22 protein-coding genes are annotated in these 22,418 nt (G+C 63.8%); 15 read left to right on the top strand and 7 right to left on the bottom strand.

Annotated elements, in window-relative coordinates:
• Positions 1-78: 78 nt before the first annotated feature.
• The 4 genes from HS961_RS19365 to HS961_RS19350 all read right to left on the bottom strand — a co-directional run bounded on the left by HS961_RS19365 (position 79) and on the right by HS961_RS19350 (position 3,828).
• Positions 79-1,371, bottom strand: coding sequence for a tryptophan--tRNA ligase (locus HS961_RS19365; protein WP_182324794.1), 1,293 nt, complete (start codon positions 1,369-1,371; stop codon positions 79-81).
• A gap of 45 nt (positions 1,372-1,416) precedes the next feature.
• Positions 1,417-2,073 (bottom strand): site-2 protease family protein, encoded by a 657-nt coding sequence (locus HS961_RS19360; RefSeq protein ID WP_182324792.1) that lies wholly within the window; start codon positions 2,071-2,073, stop codon positions 1,417-1,419.
• A 181-nt stretch (positions 2,074-2,254) separates the two neighbouring features.
• Entirely contained in the window at positions 2,255-2,890 is a 636-nt protein-coding gene (locus HS961_RS19355; protein WP_182324790.1) for an L-threonylcarbamoyladenylate synthase, read from the bottom strand.
• Between the two features lie 50 nt (positions 2,891-2,940).
• Positions 2,941-3,828, bottom strand: a complete 888-nt coding sequence (locus HS961_RS19350) for a 3',5'-nucleoside bisphosphate phosphatase (protein ID WP_182324788.1) — start codon at positions 3,826-3,828, stop codon at positions 2,941-2,943.
• Between the two features lie 274 nt (positions 3,829-4,102).
• On the opposite strand from HS961_RS19350, the gene HS961_RS19345 reads away from it, so the two are divergent.
• The 5 genes from HS961_RS19345 (at position 4,103) to HS961_RS19325 (ending at position 7,664) form a co-directional block, all read left to right on the top strand.
• The gene (locus HS961_RS19345) at positions 4,103-4,942 is read left to right on the top strand and encodes a transporter substrate-binding domain-containing protein (RefSeq protein WP_238347662.1); all 840 of its coding nucleotides are present in this window, start codon (positions 4,103-4,105) and stop codon (positions 4,940-4,942) included.
• A 94-nt stretch (positions 4,943-5,036) separates the two neighbouring features.
• The gene (locus tag HS961_RS19340; RefSeq protein ID WP_182324786.1) at positions 5,037-5,702 is read left to right on the top strand and encodes an amino acid ABC transporter permease; all 666 of its coding nucleotides are present in this window, start codon (positions 5,037-5,039) and stop codon (positions 5,700-5,702) included.
• Between the two features lies 1 nt (position 5,703).
• Positions 5,704-6,477, top strand: coding sequence for an amino acid ABC transporter ATP-binding protein (locus HS961_RS19335; protein WP_182324784.1), 774 nt, complete (start codon positions 5,704-5,706; stop codon positions 6,475-6,477).
• A gap of 15 nt (positions 6,478-6,492) precedes the next feature.
• Positions 6,493-6,963: an Lrp/AsnC family transcriptional regulator gene (locus HS961_RS19330; protein ID WP_182324782.1), complete on the top strand. Its 471-nt coding sequence runs from the start codon at positions 6,493-6,495 to the stop codon at positions 6,961-6,963.
• Positions 6,964-6,971: 8 nt separating this feature from the next.
• Positions 6,972-7,664, top strand: a complete 693-nt coding sequence (locus tag HS961_RS19325) for an aspartate/glutamate racemase family protein (protein ID WP_182324780.1) — start codon at positions 6,972-6,974, stop codon at positions 7,662-7,664.
• A gap of 42 nt (positions 7,665-7,706) precedes the next feature.
• Here the strand turns inward: HS961_RS19325 and HS961_RS19320 are convergent, their stop codons facing one another.
• From HS961_RS19320 to HS961_RS19310, 3 genes are all read right to left on the bottom strand, one after another.
• The gene (locus HS961_RS19320) at positions 7,707-8,966 is read right to left on the bottom strand and encodes an NAD(P)/FAD-dependent oxidoreductase (RefSeq protein ID WP_182324778.1); all 1,260 of its coding nucleotides are present in this window, start codon (positions 8,964-8,966) and stop codon (positions 7,707-7,709) included.
• A 274-nt stretch (positions 8,967-9,240) separates the two neighbouring features.
• The gene (gene recJ / locus HS961_RS19315; RefSeq protein WP_182324776.1) at positions 9,241-10,956 is read right to left on the bottom strand and encodes a single-stranded-DNA-specific exonuclease RecJ; all 1,716 of its coding nucleotides are present in this window, start codon (positions 10,954-10,956) and stop codon (positions 9,241-9,243) included.
• Positions 10,953-11,873 carry a phosphoglycerate mutase gene (locus HS961_RS19310; RefSeq protein ID WP_182324773.1) on the bottom strand — a complete coding sequence of 307 codons (921 nt, stop codon included), beginning with the start codon at positions 11,871-11,873 and terminating at the stop codon, positions 10,953-10,955. Before HS961_RS19310 ends, recJ begins: the two co-directional genes overlap by 4 nt.
• Before the next feature lie 100 nt (positions 11,874-11,973).
• Here HS961_RS19310 and HS961_RS19305 point away from each other — a divergent pair, with 100 nt between their 5' ends.
• The 10 genes from HS961_RS19305 to HS961_RS19260 all read left to right on the top strand — a co-directional run bounded on the left by HS961_RS19305 (position 11,974) and on the right by HS961_RS19260 (position 22,405).
• On the top strand, positions 11,974-13,230 hold the full coding sequence (locus HS961_RS19305) for a lipoprotein-releasing ABC transporter permease subunit (protein ID WP_182324771.1): 1,257 nt from the start codon (positions 11,974-11,976) through the stop codon (positions 13,228-13,230).
• Positions 13,223-13,906 carry a lipoprotein-releasing ABC transporter ATP-binding protein LolD gene (gene lolD / locus HS961_RS19300; RefSeq protein ID WP_182324769.1) on the top strand — a complete coding sequence of 228 codons (684 nt, stop codon included), beginning with the start codon at positions 13,223-13,225 and terminating at the stop codon, positions 13,904-13,906. Before HS961_RS19305 ends, lolD begins: the two co-directional genes overlap by 8 nt.
• A gap of 17 nt (positions 13,907-13,923) precedes the next feature.
• A complete protein-coding gene (locus HS961_RS19295) occupies positions 13,924-14,796 on the top strand; it encodes a TatD family hydrolase (protein WP_182324767.1) in 873 nt (290 codons plus the stop codon).
• The gene (locus HS961_RS19290; protein WP_238347661.1) at positions 14,789-15,295 is read left to right on the top strand and encodes a DNA-deoxyinosine glycosylase; all 507 of its coding nucleotides are present in this window, start codon (positions 14,789-14,791) and stop codon (positions 15,293-15,295) included. The genes HS961_RS19295 and HS961_RS19290 overlap by 8 nt, the downstream gene beginning before the upstream one ends.
• 84 nt (positions 15,296-15,379) lie before the next feature.
• A complete protein-coding gene (locus tag HS961_RS19285) occupies positions 15,380-16,162 on the top strand; it encodes a spermidine synthase (protein ID WP_182324763.1) in 783 nt (260 codons plus the stop codon).
• A 344-nt stretch (positions 16,163-16,506) separates the two neighbouring features.
• Positions 16,507-18,270, top strand: coding sequence for a GspE/PulE family protein (locus HS961_RS19280; RefSeq protein WP_238347962.1), 1,764 nt, complete (start codon positions 16,507-16,509; stop codon positions 18,268-18,270).
• A gap of 263 nt (positions 18,271-18,533) precedes the next feature.
• Entirely contained in the window at positions 18,534-19,022 is a 489-nt protein-coding gene (locus HS961_RS19275) for a tripartite tricarboxylate transporter TctB family protein (protein WP_182324759.1), read from the top strand.
• A 13-nt stretch (positions 19,023-19,035) separates the two neighbouring features.
• Entirely contained in the window at positions 19,036-20,550 is a 1,515-nt protein-coding gene (locus HS961_RS19270; RefSeq protein ID WP_182324757.1) for a tripartite tricarboxylate transporter permease, read from the top strand.
• A 154-nt stretch (positions 20,551-20,704) separates the two neighbouring features.
• Positions 20,705-21,220 carry a sigma-70 family RNA polymerase sigma factor gene (locus HS961_RS19265; RefSeq protein ID WP_182324755.1) on the top strand — a complete coding sequence of 172 codons (516 nt, stop codon included), beginning with the start codon at positions 20,705-20,707 and terminating at the stop codon, positions 21,218-21,220.
• 60 nt (positions 21,221-21,280) lie between these two features.
• Complete coding sequence (locus HS961_RS19260; protein WP_182324753.1) at positions 21,281-22,405, top strand: FecR family protein; 1,125 nt, start codon at positions 21,281-21,283, stop codon at positions 22,403-22,405.
• Positions 22,406-22,418: the final 13 nt, after the last annotated feature.

The raw sequence follows: 22,418 nt of genomic DNA, 5'->3' as shown, positions 1-22,418 counted from the left end.
CACACTGCGTTAAACGGGTAAGTTGCCACTACAGTGACAGCTTCAACAATTGGTTGCAAATGCAGTATAGGCAGTCTCTTAAGTCTCGGCTATCTCTTTGAGCGCCAACTGCACATCAGACAGCGAAAAGCTGTCCCCCAGTTGCAGGTTGTCCATCGCCTCTTGCAGGTGCTGCGGTGCAGCTTGCAGATGGGCAATCATCGCGCCTGCATCCCTCGGTGCATCAAAGCCTTGGCTCTGCAGCAGCAGGGCGCCGTCGGCACGCACCAGCTTGAAGTAGAACTTGCCGTCCTTCTCCCGGTACTGCTTGAAAGCGGCAGCCGCCTGTTTGGCAGCGGCCTTTGGGGTCACGGCCGTGCTGGCCGGGGTCAGTGGTCGCAGGCCAACAGCGCCGCGTAACTTGTGTAGTAAAGGGCCTGAATATGTACGCGCTTTTTCAGCGCCTTTCAGCAAAATGGCCTCTACTTCCTGCGGGTGTGCCATCAGGTAGTTGTAGCGTTCACGCAACGGAGCCAGCTCCCGGTCAATGCATTCGAACAACAGGGTCTTCGCATCGCCCCAGCCAATGCCATCGGCATAGGCCTGGCGCAGGGCGGCAGTTTCCTCTGCAGTGGCAAAGGCCTGGTAGATCTGGAACAGCGCCGAGCCTTCTACGTCCTTGGGCTCGCCCGGTGCGCGCGAGTCCGTCACGATGCTGCCGATCAGCTTCTTGAGCTGGGCCGGGGTCGAGAACAGCGGGATCGTGTTGTCGTAGCTCTTGCTCATCTTGCGGCCATCGAGGCCGGCCAAGGTGGCGACGTTGTCGTCCACCGCAGCTTCTGGCAGCACAAAGTGCTCGCCATACAGGTGGTTGAAGCTTGCCGCCATATCGCGCGCCATCTCGATGTGCTGGATCTGGTCGCGGCCCACCGGCACCTTGTTGGCGTTGAAGGCCAGGATGTCGGCGCCCATCAGCACCGGGTACATAAAGAGGCCGGCGGTTACGCCATCGTCGCCCTCTTTGCCAGCTTCCGCATTCTTGTCCTGCGCGGCTTTGTAGGCATGGGCGCGGTTGAGCACGCCCTTGCCGGTCACGCAGGTCAGAAACCAGGTCAGCTCGGGAATCTCGGGGATGTCCGACTGGCGGTAGAAGGTGACGTGCTCCGGGTTCAAACCAGCGGCCAACCAGCTGGCCGCAATCTCCAGCGTCGAGCGGTTGACGCGCTCGGGATCCTGGCACTTGATCAGCGCGTGGTAGTCGGCGAGGAAGTAGAAGTTTTCCACATCGCCGGTGCGGCTGGCAGCGATGGCTGGGCGCATCATGCCGGCATAGTTGCCCAGGTGGGGCGTGCCGGATGGGGTGATGCCGGTGAGGAAACGGGTTTTGGTCATAACAGGGAAATCGCAATAAAGACAGTGGCCAACGTTGGCGGGCCCTTAGCCCGAGAACGGCAGCAGAATCAGGTTGATCAGGCTGCGGCCAACGCTGATCAAGGGGGTCATCCAGATGGTGCTGAGCACACCGCTGATGATCAGGCCCATGACAATGAAGAAGCCGTAGGGCTCCATCTTGGACACTGCCACCGCCGGCTTGTAGGGCAGCAGGCCCACCAGCACCCGGCCGCCATCGAGTGGTGGCAGCGGGAACAGGTTAAGCGCCCACATCACCAGGTTGACGGAGATGCCGGCGTAGCACATCTTGATGAAGAACGGCTCGTTGATGCCGGAGATGGCCAGGACGCCCAACAGCAGCGCCCAGAGGATGGCCTGCGCAAAATTGGTCAGCGGGCCGGCCAGTGCCACCCAGATCATGTCGCGCTTGGGGTTGCGCAGGTTGCCAAAGTTCACCGGCACCGGCTTGGCATAGCCAAACACAAAGGCGCCGCTGGTGGCAAAGTACAGCACCAAGGGCATGACGATGGTGCCGATGGGATCGATGTGCTTGAAGGGGTTGAGCGTGATGCGCCCGAGCATGAAGGCGGTGTTGTCGCCGAAGTGGCGCGCCACATAGCCGTGGGCAGCCTCATGCACCGTGATGGCAAACAGCACGGGCAGCGCAAAAATCAGGATGTTTTGGATCAGGTCAGGGTTCACGGATCGGTGGTCGCAAAGCTGTTAAAAACGCGGCCGCACAGCGCGCACGCGAGCCGCCAAGCCTAACAGATTCACCATGGGCCTATGAACCCGCTCGCGATCTCCGCGCAGGCGGGCAAAGGGGCTGCGACAGCGCGCCCCATTCCTCTTTAGCTTTGCCTGTTGTGGCGCTGCCGGTCGGCTACAAGCCCAGCTGCGCCAGCGGCCCCCGGCCCTCGCGCACCACCACCGGTGCGCCACCGCTGCCCATGGGGGTCAGGTCCACAATCGTCGTGGGCTCCAGCGGGCAGGGGCCCGCATTGACGACCAGCTCGATCTGCGATTCAAAGCGATCGCGGATTTCTTCGGGGTCGTTCAGCGGCTCGGTCTCGCCGGGCGGAATCAAGGTGGTTGACAGCAGCGGCTCGCCATGCAGCTCCAGCAGCATCAGCAGGCCCTTGTTGTCAGGCACGCGCAGACCGATGGTCTTGCGTGAGGGGTGGCTGATGCGGCGCGGCACTTCCTTGGTGGCGTCCAGAATGAATGTGAAAGGTCCCGGCGTGCCCAGTTTGAGGATACGGAACTGGTGGTTGTCCACCCTCGCGTAGCTGGCCAGCTGGGAGAGGTCGCAACACAGCAAGGTCAGCATGCGCTTGTCGTCAATCTGGCGGATGCGGCGCAGGCGGTCCACCACCTGCTTGTTGTCCAGTGCGCAGACAAAGGCGTAGCTCGAATCGGTGGGGACAGCCAGGATCCCGCCATCCTTGAGCATGGCGGCTGCCTGCTTGAGCAGACGGGGCTGGGGGTTGTCGGGGTGAACCTCGAAATATTGGGCCATGGTATTTCTTTTGCTCTTGTTATCGTGGGGGCTGCTGCAGCGCGCCTACCTCAATGGGCGGCGGGCTGCGGCGGTTGGCTGGGGTGGAGGATGCGGCCTTCCAATGCCTGCCAAACGGGTTGCACCCCATTGGGCAGCGGAGGCAGTGCACCAAAATCGGTACCGGATTCTCCGGGGCTGTGAAAATCGCAGCCGCGCGAGGCGTAGAGGCCAAAGCTTTTGGCCAGGTCGGCATAGGTGGCGTATTCGTGCGGAAAGTGGCTGCCAGTGACCACTTCCACACCTTGGCCACCGTAGTCTTTGAAGGAGGTGAACAGCGCATGCTCTTCGCCGCCGTTCAGGTGGTAACGGGCAGGGTGGGCGATGACCGCCATGCCGCCCGCAGCCACAATCCATTCCACCGCATCCTGCAGCCGCGCCCAGCGGTGGGGCACAAAGCCGGGCTTGCCTTCCACCAGGTAATGGCGAAAGACCTCGGCCGGATCGCGGCAAACCCGCGTCTCTACCAAAAAGCGCGCAAAGTGGGTACGTGATATCAGATCGGGGTTGCCCACATAGCGCAGCGCGCCTTCGTAGGCACCGCTGATGCCCACCTTCTCCAGCCCGGCGGCCATGTCCCGGGCCCGCTGCTCGCGGCCACCGCGTGTGCGGGCCAGGCCCTCGCGCAGGCCGGCATGCTGCCAGTCAAAGCCCAGGCCCACGATGTGCACGGTGGTCTCGCCAAAGCTGACCGACACCTCGACACCGCTCAAGAACGCCATCTGCTGCTGCGCAGCGGCCGCGCTGGCGCGGTCCAGGCCGCTGACCTCGTCATGGTCGGTCAAGGCCCAGAGCTGCACACCCCGCTCGCGCGCACGCTGCGCCAGCGCTTCCGGGCTCAGGGTGCCGTCGGAGAACGTGGAGTGGCAGTGCAGATCGGCGTTGAGCATGTCTGGCATGGAATTAGCTAGGGATATCGAAGCATTGTAGGCCGCGTGCTGTAGCAGGTATGTCAGACCCGGACCAGCAATCGGCAGCGCAGCGGGGTATTTCCGCCTAAGCTGTCTCTGAAATGTCAGTATTAACCCTTAAATTGTCGTTGTTTCGCCGATTTGACGAAATTAACAATGCATCTCGACGTTTTGTGTTTTTCACTAGGGTTTTTATCAGGAATACACTGTCGGTTTTTCACGGTCGCGCAGCCCGTTTTCGCTGCGTCTAGAGGATACGTAGATGTTTTCTGTCAAAAAGTTGATGGGTGCGGCCGCCTTGGTGGTCGCAGGTGTATCGGTGACCGGTGCGGCGCTGGCGCAAAGCGGTGAATCGACGATGGACCGCGTCAAGCGCACCAAGGAGTTGCGTGTAGGTGCGGTGGCCGGCGCCATTCCCTACTTCAACAAAGACCTGGTGTCGCAGAAATGGGAAGGCTTTGGCCCCGACTTTGGCGAGAGCCTGGCCAAGAAGCTCGGCGTGAACGTGAAGTTTGTCGAGACCACCTGGGGCAATGCCGTGCTGGACTTGCAGGCCAACAAGATTGACCTGATGTTTGCGATGGCGCCCACGCCCCAGCGCATGGAAGTGGTCAACTTCTCCAAGCCGCTGCTGAACAACACCTTCACGGCCGTCTGCAAAAAGGGCCATGCCCCCGTGCAGACCTGGGAACAGCTGAACACGCCGGATGCCAAGGTGGTGGTCGATATCGGCTCCAACCAGGACCAGTTCGCCACCCGCGCGCTGCCCAAGGCCAGCATCTCGCGCCTGGAAAGCTCGGGCGCCGCCACCATGTCGGTGCAAACCGGCCGCTCCGATTGCCAGGTGCTGGTGGTCCTGCTGTCGCAGCCACTGATCGCCAAGCGCCCTGACGTGGGTGCCGTGTATGTGCCGACCCCGGTCGAGACGGCCAACACCAATGTCGGCCTGCGCAAGGAGTCGAACAAGGACTTTGAAAACGCCGTCAATGCCTGGCTGGATGAATCCCGTGCCAAGGGCGAGATCCAGGCCGTGGTGCTGAAAAACATGGAAAAGCTCGCTGGCGTGAAGGCCGAGTCCTTCCCCAAGGAAGTCAAGTTCTAATGGTTGGTCCACATGGGCGTTCTGCCCATGTGAAACACCCCGGTTGCAGCCGCATGCTGCCTCCGGGGTGTATGCGTTAAAGGTAGGTTGATTTATGTACGAGTGGGACTTTGCTTTCCTGTGGAAGTACCGCATGCTGCTGGTCGGCGGTGTGGGCTACACCTTGCTGTTTACGGTGATTTGCGTGCTCGGCGGCCTGGCCGTTGGCCTGGTGGCGGGGCTGGGCCGTTTGTCCAGCAACAAGATCATCACCGCGCCGCTGCGCGCCTTTGTCGAGGTGTTTCGCTGTACGCCAGTGCTCGTGCAGTTGATGTGGTTCTACTACGCGCTGCCGGTGCTCACCGGTATCGAGATGAGCGCGCCCGTGGCCGCTGCGCTGTGTCTGTCGCTATACGGCGGTGCGTTCTATTCCGAAATCATCCGGGGCGGCATCATCAGCACTGACATCGGCCAGACCGAAGCCGGCCAGGCGATTGGCATGACGCGCTTCCAGGTGATGCACCGCATCATCCTGCCCCAGGCTTTCCGCAAGATGATTCCGCCACTGGTCAACCAGTCGATCCTGCAGCTCAAGAACACCTCCTTGCTGATGGTGCTGGCCGTGCCTGATCTGCTCTACCAAGGCCAGGTGATTGCGCATGACACCTACCGCCCGCTGGAGGTCTACACCTTCATCGCCATCACCTATTTCCTGATTCTTTTCCCGGTGACTTTGTGGGCCAAGCGCCTGGAGCACGGCAGCGCTGCCAAGGAGGCCTGAGATGCAAGACCAACCGCTCATCTGTATTCGTGGCCTGAAAAAGTCCTTCGGCCAGCTTGAAGTGCTCAAGGACATCTGCCTGGATGTCAACCGGGGCCAGGTGGTGGCCCTGATCGGGCCCTCGGGCTCGGGCAAATCCACCCTGCTGCGCTGCATCAACCTGCTGACCGTCCCCGATGGCGGCGATGTGCGGGTCGATGCGCAGTCGCTGGCTTTCAGCGGCAAGCAAACCCAGCTGCCCAAGGACAAGGTGCTCGCAGGCTTCCGCGCCCGCACCGGCATGGTGTTCCAGCACTTCAACCTGTTCCCGCACATGACGGTGCTGCAAAACGTGATGGAAGGCCCGCTTACGGTCTTGCGCATCAGCAAGGCGGAAGCCGAGGCCCGTGCCACGGCGCTGCTGCAAAAGGTAGGCCTGGCTGAGCGCGCGCAGATGATGCCCGACCAGCTCTCCGGCGGCCAGAAGCAACGCGTGGCCATTGCCCGCGCGCTGGCCATGCAGCCCAGCGTGATGCTGTTTGACGAAGCCACTTCTGCGCTAGACCCCGAGCTGGTCGGCGAGGTGCTGCAGGTGATCCAGTCGCTGGCCAAGGACGGCATGACCATGATCCTCGTGACCCATGAGATCGCCTTTGCGCGCGAGGTGGCCGACAAGGTGGTCTTCATGCGCGATGGCGTGGTGGTCGAGGAGGGTCCCCCTTCGCAGGTGATCGACAACCCGCAACACGAAGCCACGCGCAGCTTTTTGGGCCGTATCATCGGCCACGCCGTATAACAAGCAGGGGAACCTATGGATTTTCGACTCGACGATATTGACCGCAAGTTGCTGGCGCTGTTGCAGGCCGATGCGCGTGAATCCACCGCCAAGCTGGCGCGCAAGCTGAACCTGGCACGTACTACCGTGGTGGCCCGCATTGCGCGGCTGGAGAAAGAGGGCGTCATCGCCGGTTACGGCGTGCGCCTGGGCTCCAAGCTGGAGCAGTCGGCCGTGCGTGCCTACTGCGGCATCAGCGTGATGCCCAAGACTGCCCAGGCCGTCATGCAGGTGTTGGAGAGCATTCCCGAGGTGGAAGAGGTCTCGGCCGTGTCCGGCCAGCATGACTACATGATCTTTCTGCGCTGCGATTCCAACGAAAAGCTCGATGCGCTGCTGGACCGCATCGGCCTGATCGAGGGCATTCGCCAGACCTACACCTCGGTGGTGCTGAGCCGCAAGATCGACCGCCGTGGCGCGCTGCCCGCCATGCCCTTGCTCGACTGACACCTGCCATGCTGCCCCTGTCCGCCGCACCCGCGCCCACGGCGCCGTTTCTCGGCATTCTGATGCTGGACACGCTGTTTCCGCGCCCGCCCGGCGACATCGGCAACCTGCAGACCTGGGCAGCGCTGGGCATCCCCGTGCAGATGCACAAGGTGCAAGGCGCCTCGCCCGCCAAGATTGTGCGCGAAGCCGATCCCCGCTTTGTGCAGCCCTTTGTCGATGCCGCCCGCACGATGCAAGCGCAGGGCGCGGCAATGATCACCACCAGCTGCGGCTTTTTGGCTGCCTACCAGGATCTGCTGGCCGGGAGTGTGGATGTGCCCGTCGTCAGCTCTAGCCTGCTGCAGTGCGCGCACTTACCGCAACCCGGCGTGGTCACCATCGCAGCAGCCAGCCTGACGCCACGCATTCTGGCCGCCGCTGGCGTACCCGTTGGCACACCGGTTCAAGGTGTGACGCCGGACGGCGAATTTGCCACGCGCATCCTCGGCAATGCACTCCACATGGACATCACCCAGGCTGAGCGAGAGGTGGTCGCTGCCGCAGTCGCCCTGTGCCAGGCCCATCCGCAGGTGCAAACGATTGTGCTGGAGTGCACCAATATGCCGGTCTACCGCGATGCGGTAGCAAGCGCTACGGGCTTGCCGGTACACGATGTGGTGAGCCTGCTGGCGCAGCGCTGGGCTGCATTGCCAGCCTGATGCCCTAACGCGCCCGGCCTTGCGGCCAGGGCGCTGGCACGACTAGCCTTTGAGGAAACGCTCGGCGCGGAATGGCCGCACATCGACCGGCGCATCATCCCCGCGCATCAACGCCGCCAAAATGGCGCCCGTCCCCGGCCCGGTGCTAAAGCCAATGTGCTGGTGGCCAAAGGCCAGCCAAAGATTGCGCTGGCCCGGCATCGCGCCAATGATGGGGCGGCTGTCGGGCAAGGTGGGGCGGCTGCCCATCCAGGGTGCAGGCTCTAGTGCCTGGCCCATGTCAATCGCCTCACGTGCGGCGGCCTCGGCCAGGCCCAGCTGCACCGGATTGGTGGGGGCGTCAATATCGGTCAGTTCCACACCACTGGTCAAGCGCAGGCCTTGCTCCATGGGGCTCAGCACATAGGCGCCGGCGGTGTCGTACACCGGGCGCGAGATATTGCAGGATGCGGGTGGCGCAAAGTGCATGTGGTAGCCGCGCTCATAAGCCATCGGCACCTTCACGCCCAGGGTCGCCATGAACTGGCGGCTCCAGGGCCCCAGCGCGACCACCACCCGGTCGGCCTCCAGGCCATCTTGCGCACCATCGGCGCGGATGCGCCAGCGGCTGCCGGCCAGCGGCTCCACGGTCTTGATGCGGGCCTGCGCATACTGCCCGCCTTGCTTGCGGAACAGCTCGGCATAGGCCTTGACGACATCGCCGGGGCTGTCCACCGACCAGGTGTCCTTGACCCAGAGCGCGCGCTCAAATATGGGGTTCAGCGCCGGTTCCAGCTGGCGGATATGGTCGCGCTCCAGCACCTCAGTGGCCACGCCAAAGTGCGCCATGCGCTCGCGTGCCAGCGCGCCACCGGCAAAGGCGGCGGATTGGCGGTAGAGGAACATCCAGCCGTTGTCGCGCATGCGGTGCGCGGCGCCACTGGCGCGCAGCAGCTGGGCATGCTCGGTCATCGACAGGCGGATGAGGCTGTCCAGCGCCGTGGTCGTTTCCTCAAACGCCGTTCTGCGCGCCTGGGCCACAAAGCGCGCCGCCCAGCCCAGGTTTTGCAGCAAAAACTGCGCCTGGTAGCGAAAGCCCGCGCTCTGGTTCTTCAGCAGCACCGGCAGGTTACCCCAGAGGCTGGGATTGTTGAAGGGCATCAGCGAGCTGCGTGCGATCACCCCCGCGTTGCCGTAAGAGGTCTCTTCGCCAGGGGCGAGCCGGTCGAGCAAGGTCACGCGGAAGCCCTTTTTCTGCAGCGCCAATGCGCTGGCAACGCCCACCATGCCGGCGCCCAGCACGGCCACGGAAATATTGCTCATGGAGTCTCAGCTTGTCTAGCAGCCAACTTGAAGCAGATGGCCGGAAAGTTAATATTCAAATTCTGAATAACCAAGCGATGGCCTCTGCGCCCATCCGGGGCTGCGAAGCCTGCCATGCCGCTTGGCCATCCACGGCGGTTGCATCGCTGCAGCCTTGTGCGCCGCAGAGAATAACCCAGCGCATATTTTAGAAAACTGCGGTGACAAGCGGCCGCAGTTTGGCCGCTATTCCCCTAACATTTGGTAAATGTCTGTGCGCAGCTCAAAAGCGCCATCAACCCGGCAGCTGTGCGCCTTCGACCAGAAACTGCAGCTTGCGCTGGCCCTGCCACTCATTGATGTCGAGCCGGAAGGCCAGCAACACCTTGGCCGGCAGGGGCTCGGTATGGCCAAACCAGATGCCATCGACCATCTCGCCCTGGTGGCGCAGCTTGAGCGACAGGTGCTTTTCACCGACCAGGCGCTGGCTGATGACCTCCAGCTCCTCGCTGAACGTGGGCGGTGCAAAGCCCTGGCCCCAGACCTGGCTGTTGATCGTGTCCACCGTCTCGGCATGGCGGAACTGCACCGGCAGTGGGCCATCGGTCTCCAACTGGCGGGTGAGGGTGCGCTCGTCCAGCCATTCCTGCGCGACCTGGGCAAGCGCCTGCTCAAACACCTCGAAATCGTCCAGCGCAATCGTGCAGCCCGCCGCCATCGCATGGCCGCCAAATTTGATCAGCACGCCGGGGTGGCGCTTGGCCACCAGGTCCAGCGCATCGCGCAGATGGAAGCCAGGGATCGAACGGCCCGAGCCCTTGAGCTCATGCTCATGGCCGGGCGCGCTGCTGGCGGCAAACACAAAGCTGGGGCGGTGCAGCTTGTCCTTGATGCGCGAGGCGACGATGCCGACCACGCCTTCGTGGAAGTCCGGGTCAAACACGCTGACGGCCGGTGGCGGCTCGGTGCCCTCTTCAAACAGGGCCTCGGCCAGCAGCATCGCGTGTTCGCGCATACCTGTTTCGATATCGCGGCGCTCGCGGTTGATGGCGTCCAGCTGGCGCGCCAGGGTGTCGGCCAGCAAGGTGTCGTCGGTCAGCAGGCATTCAATGCCGATGGTCATATCGGCCAGGCGCCCGGCGGCGTTGATGCGCGGGCCCAGTGCAAAGCCAAAGTCAAAGGTGCTGGCTGTCGCCGCACGCCGGCTGGCGGCAGAGAACAGCGCGCCCAGGCCAGGCGGCATATGGCCGGCGCGGATGCGGCGCAGGCCCTGGGCCACAAGCCGGCGGTTGTTGGCATCGAGCTTGACCACATCGGCCACGGTGCCCAGCGCCACCAGCGGCAGCAGGCTGTCCAGCCGGGGCTGGGCCATGTCGGCAAAGGCGCCCCGGTCGCGCAGCTCGGCACGCAAGGCCATCAGCACGTAAAACATCACGCCCACCCCCGCCATGGCCTTGCTGGCAAAGCCGCAGCCGGGCTGGTTGGGGTTGACGATGGCATCGGCCGCCGGCAAGGTGGCTGCTGGCAGGTGGTGGTCGGTGACGATCACCGTCATGCCCAGCGCCTTGGCGCGGGCCACACCGTCCACGCTGGCGATGCCGTTGTCCACGGTCACCAGCACTTGCGCGCCTTGCTGGTGCACGCGCTCGGCAATGGCTGCGGTCAGCCCATAGCCATCGACCACGCGGTCGGGCACCAGGTAGCTGACTTGCTGGGCGCCCAGCATGCGCAGCCCGCGCAAGGCGACCGCGCAGGCGGTGGCGCCGTCGCAGTCGTAATCGGCCACCACGCAGATGCGCTGTTGGCGGCCAATCGCATCGGCCAGCAACAGGGCCGCTTCACGCGTGCCCAGCAGGCCGGTGGGCGGCAGCAGCTGGGACAAGCCGTCATCCAGTTCGGCCACAGCTTGTACGCCGCGTGCGGCAAACAGGCGGGCGAGCAGCGGGTGCACACCTGCCTGCTCCAGCGCCCAGACGGTGCGCGGGGGAATATCTCTAGCCAGAATTTTCATAGGGAGCTCAGAAGCGCAGCCGGCTGGGGATTGCCCAGCCATTTCTTGATTTTGGGTAACCAGCCCTGAGCCAGCGGCTCCAGGGTAATGGCATTTTTTTCGCCGCACAGGGTCAGCTGGGCCAGGCCAGTTGTGGCGAGTGTCTGGTCCAGCTGCTGCCACTGCTGCTGCCAGGCGGGCCAGTTGGCGTCCATGGCGCTGTCGCGCAGCGCGGTGTTCAGCACCGGGCGCTGGGCTGGGGGCTGGTAGGCGGCGGGCAGGGCGCCTGCGCCGTGTATCCAGAAGGAATTGATCGGTGCGCGGCCACTGGCCTCGCGCGCATCGCTAAAGGCATGGGTGTAAAGCAGCATCTGCATCTCGGTCTGCAGGCGCTGCAGCACGGCGGCTTGGGCCTTGTGGGGCAGCCAGGGCCGCACATCACGCAGCGCAATGCGGTCGAGCGCAGCGGTGTCGAGCTGGGCGAAGACATCGCCACGCGCCAGCCAGCGGTCGGGGCGGTCGTAGACGAGTTCAATGCCGTCTTCGCTGAACCAGGGCGCCATGATGGCCAGCAGGCTGCGCGATTCCTCGTTGCTCATCTGCGCGGCCGCCAGCGCGCTCATGCGCACTTGGTCGGGCGAGATCTGCCAGTGGCAGGGCGTGAGAAAGGCCCAGCCGGCATCGCCTGGGGCCTGGCCGTTTTGCAGCTGCTGCAGTGCTGCCCAGGGCGTGGCCTGGCGCGGCAGGCCCAGCGCCTGGGCCATGGCCCGTTCATGCGGGGGGGCAAAATCTTCCAGCGCGCCGTTGTCGGTGGTGCTGACGGACCATTGCTTGAGCAGGCGTTGCAGGTTGGGCAGCGCCAGGGTCTGCAAGGCCTGCTGGCAGCCTGGCTCGTCCGTGGCTGCGTAAGAGATGATCAAATGCTGGTTTTCCGACATGGGTCTATTGTCGGCGATGCCACAATGCGGTTTGCGGTGCAGTGGTTTATAGCGCTGTATGGGCGGTGAGCAAGCACCAAATATATTTTTAGAACGATTTATGCAAATTCCCTATGAATTGGCGCTGGGCTGGCGCTACACCCGGGCAGGCCGGGCGACCCGGCGCAACGGGTTTATTTCGTTCATCTCGGGCGTGTCCATGCTGGGCATTGCCTTGGGGGTGGCGGCCTTGATCATCGTGCTGTCGGTGATGAATGGTTTTCAAAAAGAGGTGCGCGACCGCATGCTCAGCGTGGTCTCACACATCGAGATCTTCACGCCCGGCGGCGATGCCTTGCCCGACCCGGCCCGCACCATTGCCGAGGCCAAGGCCAACCCGAATGTGATTGGCGCGGCGCCCTTTGTTTCGGCCCAGGCGCTGGTCGCCCGGGGTGAAGACATGCGCGGCGCCTTGCTGCGCGGCATTGACCCGGCGCTGGAGCCCGAGGTCACCGACATGACCACCGGCATCGACCAAAGCAGTTTGCAGGCGCTCACACCGGGCAGCTTCAATGTCGTGCTGGGCTCGGAGCTGGCGCGCATTCTGGGCGTGGGCCAGGGCGACCAGGTCACCCTGATCGTGCCCAGCGGCCAAGTCACGCCGGCTGGCACCGTGCCCCGCCTCAAGCAGATGCAGGTGGTGGGCACCTTCAACTCCGGCCACTACGAGTACGACTCCAGCCTGGTGCTGATGCACCATGAGGATGCCGAGCGCTTATTCCGCCTGGAAGGCCCGACGGGCGTGCGCCTTAAGCTCAAGGACCTGCACCAGGCCCCCGAGGTGACCCAGCAGTTGGCCCACAGCCTGAGCGGCCATTTGCTGATCCGCGACTGGACGCAGCAGAACAAGACCTGGTTTGCCGCCGTCCAGGTGGAGAAACGCATGATGTTCATCATCCTGACCCTGATCGTCGCCGTGGCCGCCTTCAACCTGGTGACCACCCTGGTGATGACCGTCACCGACAAGCGCGCCGATATCGCCATTCTGCGCACCTTGGGCGCCAGCCCGCGCAGCATCATGGGCGTGTTTGTGGTGCAGGGCGCGCTGGTGGGTGTGATCGGCACCCTGGCCGGTTTGGGCCTGGGCCTGCTCATTGCCTGCAATATCGATGTGATCGTGCCGGCCATCGAGCGCGCACTGCACACCAGCTTCCTGCCCAAGGACATCTATTTGATCAGCCAGATGCCGAGTGAGCCCCAGCGCAGCGACATCGTGCCGATCACCGTCATTTCCCTGATCCTGGCCTTTGTGGCCACCCTGTACCCCAGCTGGCGTGCCAGCCGCGTGAACCCGGCGGAGGCACTGCGCTATGAATGATTCGTCGATCGTGTTGGAAGCCTCGGGCCTGACCAAGCGCTTTACCGAAGGCCTGCTCGATGTCGAGGTGCTGCATGGCATCGACCTGCAAGTGCGCGCAGGCGAAACCCTGGCCATCGTTGGCGCCTCGGGCTCCGGCAAATCCACCTTGCTGCATTTGCTGGGCGGGCTCGATGCCCCCAGCAGCGGCACCGTCAGCCTGCATGGCCAGCGGCTGGACACCTTGAGCGCCACCCGCCAGGGCGAGCTGCGCAACCAGCACCTGGGCTTTATTTACCAATTCCACCACCTGCTGCCCGAGTTCAGCGCGCTGGACAACGTGGCGATGCCGCTGCGCATCCGCCGTATGCCGTATGCCGAATGCACTGAGCGTGCGCGCGAGGTGCTGGCCTCGGTAGGGCTGAAGGACCGTGTGCTGCACCGGCCGGCCGAGCTGTCTGGCGGCGAGCGCCAGCGCGTGGCCATTGCGCGTGCGCTGGTGACCCAGCCGGCCTGCGTGCTGGCCGATGAGCCCACCGGCAACCTGGACCGCGCCACCGCAGACACCGTGTTTGCGCTGATGCTGCAGCTGGCGCGCGATCGCGGCACTGCCTTTGTCATGGTCACCCATGATGGCGAGCTGGCCCAGCGCTGCGACCGTGCCGTGCGCATGGTGAACGGGCAGTTCGAGGCCTGACAACACCTCTGATCCGCATGCCCTTCTGGATTGATACCCACTGCCACTGGGATGCCCCCGAGTTCGATGCCGACCGCGATGCCTTGCGCGCGGCTGCGCAGGCGGCGGGGGTCGCCCACTGCGTGATTCCGGCAGTCGAGCGCAGCAACTGGGCCACCGTGCGCGAGTTGGCGCATCGCTGGGGCGATAGCTATGCGCTGGGCATCCACCCGCTGTACACCGGACGCGCGGTAGAAGCCGACATCGAGGCCCTGGCCGCCATGCTTGAAGACTGCCGCGATGACCCAAGGCTGGTGGCGATTGGCGAGATCGGCCTGGATTTTTTTGTGCCCGGGCTGGATGCCGAACGCCAGACCTGGTTTTACGAGCAGCAGTTGCAGCTGGCGCGCCGTTTTGATCTGCCCGTCATCCTGCATGTGCGCCGCTCGTCGGACCAGCTGCTGCGCGCGCTGCGCCGCTGGCCGGTGCAAGGCGGCATTGCGCATGCCTTTAACGGCAGCCTGCAGCAGGCGCAGCAGTTTATCGAGCGCGGCTTTGCGTTGGGCTTTGGTGGCGCGCTGACCTATGAGCGTGCGCTGCATCTGCGCCGTCTGGTGCAAGAGCTGCCGATGCAGGCCATCGTCGTTGAAACCGATGCGCCCGATATTCCTCCGCACTGGCTCTACACCACCGCCGAGCAGCGCGCCGCTGGCGAGGCCCAGGGCCGCAACCAGCCGGCCGAGATTCCGCGCATCGCGCAGGTGATGCTGGAGTTGCGGGCCGAGGCCCATGCCGATGAGGCTTTGACCACCGCCGACTGGCAGTGGGCCACCAGCGCCAATGCCGCCAGGGTGCTGCCCCGGCTGCAGCCTCTGCTGCCCGGCAGCGATGGGGGATCGAACCATGGCTGATGCACTGCTCTGCGGGCTGGCCCCGGTCGTGGGGCCCGGCACCCAGGTCTTGATTCTGGGCAGCTTCCCTGGTGTGCAGTCTTTGCAGCTGCAGCAGTACTACGCCCATCCGCGCAACCATATGTGGCCGCTGCTGGCGGCGTTGTGGCATGAGCACCCGCAACCCAGCGGTTATGCCGATCGCTGCGCCTGGCTGCTGGAGCGCGGCCTGGGCCTGTGGGATGTCTATGCCGCCTGCGAGCGCGAAGGCAGCCTGGACACCAGCATCCGCAATGCCCAGCTCAATGATTTTGTGGCGCTCCAGCAGCAGTGCCCGCAGTTGGTGGCCGCTGCGCACAATGGCGGCGAGAGCTTTCGCCATGCCGCCAAGGTGCAGGCCGTTTTGGGCCTGCCCAGCTACCGGCTGCCATCGAGCAGCCCGGCCAATGCCTCCTGGAGCTTTGAGCGCAAGCTGGCTGGCTGGCGCGAGGTGATGCAGCAGGCGGGCCTGCTGCGCTGATTGCGTCGATAGCAAGCTGCCCACTGCGGGCCTTGCGGGCGCAAGCACGGCAGCGCCACTGACAACGGCCGATAATCCCACCCCATGACGACGAAAAGAAAATCCCCGCAGGCCGCCGAGCCGCTGCCCGAGGTCACCATCTCCGACTACGACGGCACCCGCTACCTGCACCTGGGAACGCCCTGGGTGCAAGGCTCGATGCGCATCAAGAAGCCTTTCGATATCGACTTGGAATATGTGCAGCGCATGATGGCCTGGCTGCTGCTGGTGGACTGGCCGACGGTGCCCGAGCGCCGGGCCATGCAGCTGGGCCTGGGCTCGGCGGCCGCTACCAAGTTCTGCACGCAAAAGCTCGGCATGGCCAGCACGGCGGTGGAGCTGAACCCGCAGGTGATAACGGTCTGCCGCCAGTGGTTCAAGCTGCCCCCCGACAGCGACAAGCTCCAGGTGGTGCTGGGCGATGCGGGGCTGGAGATCCAGAAGCCCCTGTACCTGCAGACAGTAGATGCGCTGCAGGTGGACCTGTATGACCATGAAGCGGCGGCCCCGGTGCTCGACAGCCCTGATTTTTACCAGCATTGCCGCAACCTGCTGACCGAGGACGGCTGCATGACCGTCAACCTGTTTGGCCGCACCAACAGCTATGCCCGCAGCCTCGCCCATATCCAGGAGGCCTTTGGCCCGGAGGCCGTCTGGCGCTTTGCGGCGACCAAAGAAGGCAATACCGTCGTGCTGGCCCAGCGCACTGCCAGCCGCCCCAGCCGCGAGCTGCTCAGCCAGCGGGCGGACCTGGTGCAACAGCAGACCGGCTTGCCGGCGCTCAAGTGGTTAAAGGTTTTTAAACCTGTGCAGCCGCTGCTGGACTGACTTTACGCAGCGCGGCGCGGTCATTCAGGTATAAAGCCAGAAGCTAAAAAAATACCGAGGGAATCACCATGGCAGCGCCTGATCAGCCAAGCAAGCAGCACAAGAGCCGGGGCGATGCCTTGCCCGGCGATACGGCCACCCAGAGCCGCCACTCCAGCAGTTCAGGTGGCGGGGCTCCGTCTGGCGCTTCGGCACCGATCCGGCGCTCGGCGATCTTTGTGCCTGGCAACGTTGAAGACGGTCCTGCGCCGTCCAAGCCCAGCGGCCCTGCCTCGGTCCCATCAACGCCCAGCGGATCAGGCCCCACCACCGTGCCGCCAGCGCGCAGCGGCCTGCCCGCACTGATGCAACGCCCGCTGGAACTGACCCAGGTCATCAACTGGCTGCAGACCGATGGCTGGATCAGCCCCGAGCTGGCCCAGGCGACCATCAGCCGCTGCAGCCATGCGGTCAGCAGCCAGCACCCGATCGTGCGCTTGGCCAGCGTGGTGGTGCCGCGCCAGCAAGACGGCAAGGCGCTCGATGTGGAGATGCTCACGGAGTTTGTCGCCAAGCACTGCGGGCTGCCTTATTACAAGATCGACCCGCTCAAGGTGGATGCCGCCAAGGTGGCCGAAACCATGGGCGCGCCCTATGCGCAGCGCCACGGCATTCTGCCGGTGCAGGTCACGGCCCAGGAAGTGGTGATTGCGGTCAAGGAACCCTGGATTGATGAGTGGGTGACGGAGGTCGAGCGCCAGGCGCGGCGCAAGGTGCGCCGGGTGCTGGCCAACCCCAAGGACATCGACCGCTACCGCAGCGAGTTCTTTGCGCTGGCCCGGTCGGTCAAGGCGGCCAGCAAGCTCGGCGGCTCGCTCAGCTCGCTGGGCAACTTCGAGCAGCTGGTCGACCTGAGCAACACCAACCAGCAGTTCGACGCCAATGACCAGGGCATCATCCGCCTGGTGGACTGGCTGTGGCAGTTTGCGTTTGCGCAGCGCGCCAGCGATATCCACCTGGAGCCGCGCCGCGACCAGTCGGTGATCCGCTTCCGCATTGATGGCGTGCTGCACAAGGTCTACCAGATGCCGCTGGGAGTGCACAACGCCATCGTCTCGCGCGTCAAGCTGCTCGGCCGCATCGACGTGGTCGAAAAGCGCCGCCCGCAGGATGGCCGCATCAAGACCCGTAACACCTTGGGTGACGAAGTGGAAATGCGCTTGTCCACCTTGCCCACCGCCTTTGGCGAGAAGATGGTGATGCGTATTTTTGACCCGGAAAACACCGTCAAGGATCTGTCGGCGCTGGGCTTTACCCCGCATGACGCGCAACGCTGGGAGAAGCTGGTCGAGCGCCCGCACGGCATCATCCTGGTCACCGGCCCCACGGGCTCGGGCAAGACCACCACCTTGTACTCGACCTTGAAGCGCCTGGCCACCGAAGAGGTGAATGTGTCGACCGTGGAGGACCCGATTGAAATGATCGAGCCCGCCTTTAACCAGACCCAGGTACAGCCGGCGCTCGATTTCAGCTTTGTCGAAGGCTTGCGCGCGCTGATGCGGCAGGACCCGGACATCATCATGGTCGGCGAAATACGCGATCTGGAAACCGCTGAAATGGCGGTGCAGTCTGCGCTGACCGGCCACTTGGTGTTCTCCACCCTGCACACCAACGATGCCCCCAGCGCCATCAGCCGCTTGATGGAGCTGGGCGTGCCGCCGTACCTGATCAATGCCACCTTGCTGGGCGTGCTGGCCCAGCGCCTGGTGCGTACCTTGTGCCCGCAGTGCAAGCAGCCCGATGAGGAGGCATCGACCGAGGCGCTGGCCAGCGCCATCCAGCCCTGGAAGATCAAGCGTGACTACCGGCCCTACAAGCCCGTGGGCTGTGAGGAATGCCGCGACACCGGCTTTCGCGGGCGCATGGGCCTCTACGAGCTGCTCACCGTGTCCGAAGCGCTCAAGGACCAGGTCCATGCTTCGCCGTCGATGTCGGTGCTGCGCCGCCAAGCGGTGAAGGATGGCATGCACCCCTTGCGCCTGGCCGGTGCGCTGCGTGTGTCGGAAGGCCTCACCACCATCGAAGAGGTGATGGCCAACACGCCGCCGATCGAAATGGGTGACCGTTAGAACGCTTCTGAACAGCCCGCTGCCCCAACGCCAGGGCGCGGGCGAGGCTCCTCCAGACTAGGGGATCACCCTGTCCGGTCTTCTCCAAACAAAGGGCTGCCATCTGGCTGCAGGCCGCGCCCAGCTTGGGTTTCAGGGCTTCTGAGCTTGGTTTGATCCTAGGGGTTTTCCTGTGTGGAATCGTAAGTGGAATCCACATGCGTCAGCTGCCCGTCAGCGTTGACAATGCGCTGCATCCCTAAAATTGTTTGGAGACAAAGGTAATGAAGCTCAAAAGCCAGAAAGACTTTTGGGCGGGCATGATGTACATGGCAGTGGGTATTGGGTTCGCCGTTGGCGCCCAGAACTACTCGATCGGTACTGGTGCTCGCATGGGTCCGGGGTATTTCCCGTTGATTCTCGGCGTCCTGTTGACGCTGATCGGTGCTGCGGTGGCCTTCAAGGGCGTCACCGCGGGCCCTGCGGATGGGGACCCCATCGGCAAGTGGGCATGGAAGCAGGTGTTCTTCATCTTGCTGGCCAACTTTGCCTTCGGCATCTTGCTCGTCGGCGTGCCCAGCATCGGCATTCCCGCCATGGGCCTGATCGTCGCGATCTACGCACTGGTCTTTATCGGCAGCCTGGCAGGTTCAGAGTTCCGCGCCAAGTCGGTCTTCATTCTGGCCACCATCCTGGCCATTGGCAGTTACGTCGCATTCGTGTGGGCACTGAACCTTCAGTTCCCCGTGTGGCCTAGCTTTATTACCGGTTAAGAGGGCCAGGACCATGGAATTATTTGACAACCTGGCCATCGGTTTCGGTGTTGCCTTTACCTTTCAAAACCTGATTTACTGCTTTGTCGGCTGTCTGTTGGGTACGCTGATTGGCGTGTTGCCGGGCATTGGCCCCGTGGCCACCATCGCGATGTTGCTGCCTGCCACCTACGCACTGCCACCCGTGGCAGCGCTGATCATGCTGGCCGGTATTTACTACGGCGCCCAGTACGGCGGCTCCACCACCGCGATCTTGGTGAACTTGCCGGGAGAGTCCTCCTCGGTGGTGACCGTGATTGACGGCTACCAGATGGCCCGAAAAGGGCGCGCTGGGCCGGCACTGGCGGCTGCAGGCATTGGCTCGTTCTTCGCTGGCTGCGTGGGCACCATCATCTTGGCTGCCTTCGCACCTCCGCTGACCGAAGTGGCCTTCATGTTCGGCCCTGCCGAGTACTTCTCGCTGATGACCCTGGGCCTGATTGGCGCCGTGGTGCTGGCTTCGGGCTCGCTGCTCAAGGCAGTCGGCATGATTGTGCTGGGTCTGCTGCTGGGCCTGGTGGGTACCGACGTGAACTCCGGCGTAGCCCGCTACTCCTTCGACATTCCTGAGCTGACCGACGGTATCGACTTTGTCGTGATCGCCATGGGTGTGTTCGGCTACGGCGAAATCATTGCCAACCTGTCCAAGCCTGACGATGAGCGCGAAGTGTTTGCTGCCAAGGTGACCGGCCTGATGCCCACCAAGGAAGACTTCAAGCTGATGTTCCCCGCCATGCTGCGTGGTACGGCGCTGGGTTCGGCCCTGGGTATCCTGCCTGGTGGCGGTGCGATGCTGTCGGCTTTTGCTGCCTACACGATCGAGAAGAAGACCAAACTCAAGCCCGGTGAAGTTCCTTTCGGCCAAGGCAATATCCGTGGCGTGTGCTCGCCTGAATCGGCCAACAACGCCGGCTCGCAGACCTCGTTCATTCCGCTGCTGACCCTGGGTATTCCACCAAACGCCGTGATGGCACTGATGGTGGGTGCAATGACCATCCACAACATCCAGCCTGGTCCCCAGGTGATGACCAGCAACCCAGAACTGTTCTGGGGTCTGATCGCCTCGATGTGGATCGGTAACCTGATGCTGATCGTGTTGAACCTGCCGCTGATCGGCGTCTGGATCAAGCTGCTGACGGTGCCTTACCGCTGGTTGTTCCCCTCCATCGTGCTGTTCTGCGCAGTCGGTGTGTACGGTACCAACAACAACAGCTGGGACGTGTGGATGGTGGGTATCTTCGGTTTCGTGGGCTATGTATTCCACAAGCTGGGTACGGAACCTGCTCCCTTGCTGCTGGGCTTTATCCTGGGCCCGATGATGGAAGAAAATCTGCGCCGTGCGCTGCTGCTCTCGCGTGGTGACTGGTCGGTGTTTGTTACCCGTCCCATCTCTGCCGGTCTGCTGATCGCAGCTGCGATCCTGCTGGTGGTGGTCTGCTTGCCAGCGGTGAGCAAGAAGCGCGAAGAAGCCTTCGTCGAAGAAGACTGATCGCCCGCAGCCAAGCTGCAACATGGACAAAGGCATCTTCGGATGCCTTTTTCTATTTCTGCACCCCAAGAAAGCGGCCGTCCATCGGTGATAATGAGAGTTATTCCCATCTGAGGCGCGAAAGCTGGACCACCGATGGAGACCTTGGCTTTCCATGGGGCGTTGCCCGTTCGTGCTGGAGCACTACTACCGAGAACTGCTGAACTTCTGCCTGCGCAAGGTCAGAGACCGCGACACCGCGGCCGACCTGGCGCAGGAGAGCTATGCGCGCGTGCTCGGCATGCAGCGTGCTGGCAAGGTGATTGAGCAGCCGGCGGCCTTGCTCAAACAGGTGGCATTGAACGCCAAGATCGACCTGGACCGGCGCGCCCAGTTGCGTCAGCACGAAGACATCGACGCACTGGACGAAGCCCAACAGCCCGCCAGCCCCCAGCGCCTGCAGCCCGAGGCGGCCTATGCCTCGTCGCAAACCGTGCAGGCCTATCTGGCCACCATCGAGGCCTTGCCGCCCCGCTGCCGCGAGGCCTTTTGCATGTACCTGTTCGACGAGCTGTCCAACCCGCAGATCGCCGAGCGCATGGGTGTCTCGGTCAGCATGGTCAACCAGTACATCAGCCGTGGCAAGATCGCCTGCGCTGCCCGCAAACAGGAGCTGGACCATGGTGAATGATCCTACTGGGCGCCGGGCAGACATGCAGTTTTTCCGCGCCCATGCGTCTATAGCTTTGAGATGAGCCGCTTTTCCACCTCGCCCTTCCACCCATCCGCCCCGCCTTTTGACGAGGCGGTGGAGGCGCGCGCGCTGCAGGCCTTCTTGGGGGATCAAGATGCTGTGGAGTTGCAGGCCGCGCAGTGGCATACCCGGCAGGAGCAGGGCTTGAACGCAGACGAGCAGGCGGAACTGGCGCAGTGGCTGCAGGCCAGCGCCGACCATGCCGAGGCCTTTGCCGGGATCGATACCGGGGTTGCCCGCCTGCGCGGGCTGCCTGCAGACGAGGTGGCGCAGTGGCGGGCGCGCCAAGCAGCAGCCCAGCCCAGCGCTGCCGCCACATCCCATAAACCATTGGCCCAACCCACGCCAACTCGCCCTCGGCCCTGGCTCCAAGCCCTGCTGCCCGGCCCACGTGGCCTGGCCTTGTGCGCCGTCCTGCTGATGGGGCTGGGCCTGGGCTGGCACCAGTGGATGCAGCCGGTCTACAGCGCGCACTATGTTGTTGAGCGCGGCCAGCGCCAAAGCCTGCAGTTGCCCGATGGCTCCACCCTGGAGCTGGATGCCGACACCGATGCGCAGGTGCGCCTGTACCGCCATCGGCGCGAGGTGCAGCTGGCGCATGGCCAGGCCATGTTCAGTGTTGCCCCGGATTCCAGCAAACCTTTTGAGGTGCAGGCCGGCCCAGCCCGCGTCACCGTAGTGGGCACGCGCTTTTCGGTGCGCTACCGCCAGGATGGCATCGATGCCGGCCAGGTGCGGGTAGACGTGCAAGAGGGACGGGTGCGCGTCTCAGCAGCGCAGAGCTCCGCCACTGCGATGCTGCTGACGGCTGGCCAAACCACCCAGGTGGCAGCCGATGGCCAACTGGCCGCCGTGGGCACCGTGGCGCCCGACAGCGTGGGCCTGTGGCGCAAAGGTTTGCTGCGCTTTGACAACACGCCCCTGGCCCAGGCCTTGCAGGAGATGGAGCGCTATGGCCCCACCGGCCTGGTGGTGCATGACCCAGCTGTTGCCGCATTGCTTATTGGCGGCAGCTACGCGACGGCCAAGCCGGCAGAGTTTGCCAACATGCTGACCCTGGTGCTGCCGGTGCGTCTGGTGCCAGGCGCCGGCGGCCAGGCTGAGATCGTGGCTAAACATTAGGCAGCCTCTACAC

It is taken from the genome of Comamonas piscis (genome assembly GCF_014109725.1).
GTDB classification, from domain to species: Bacteria; Pseudomonadota; Gammaproteobacteria; order Burkholderiales; family Burkholderiaceae_C; genus Comamonas; species Comamonas piscis.
This window is presented reverse-complemented; position numbering and strand designations above follow the sequence as displayed.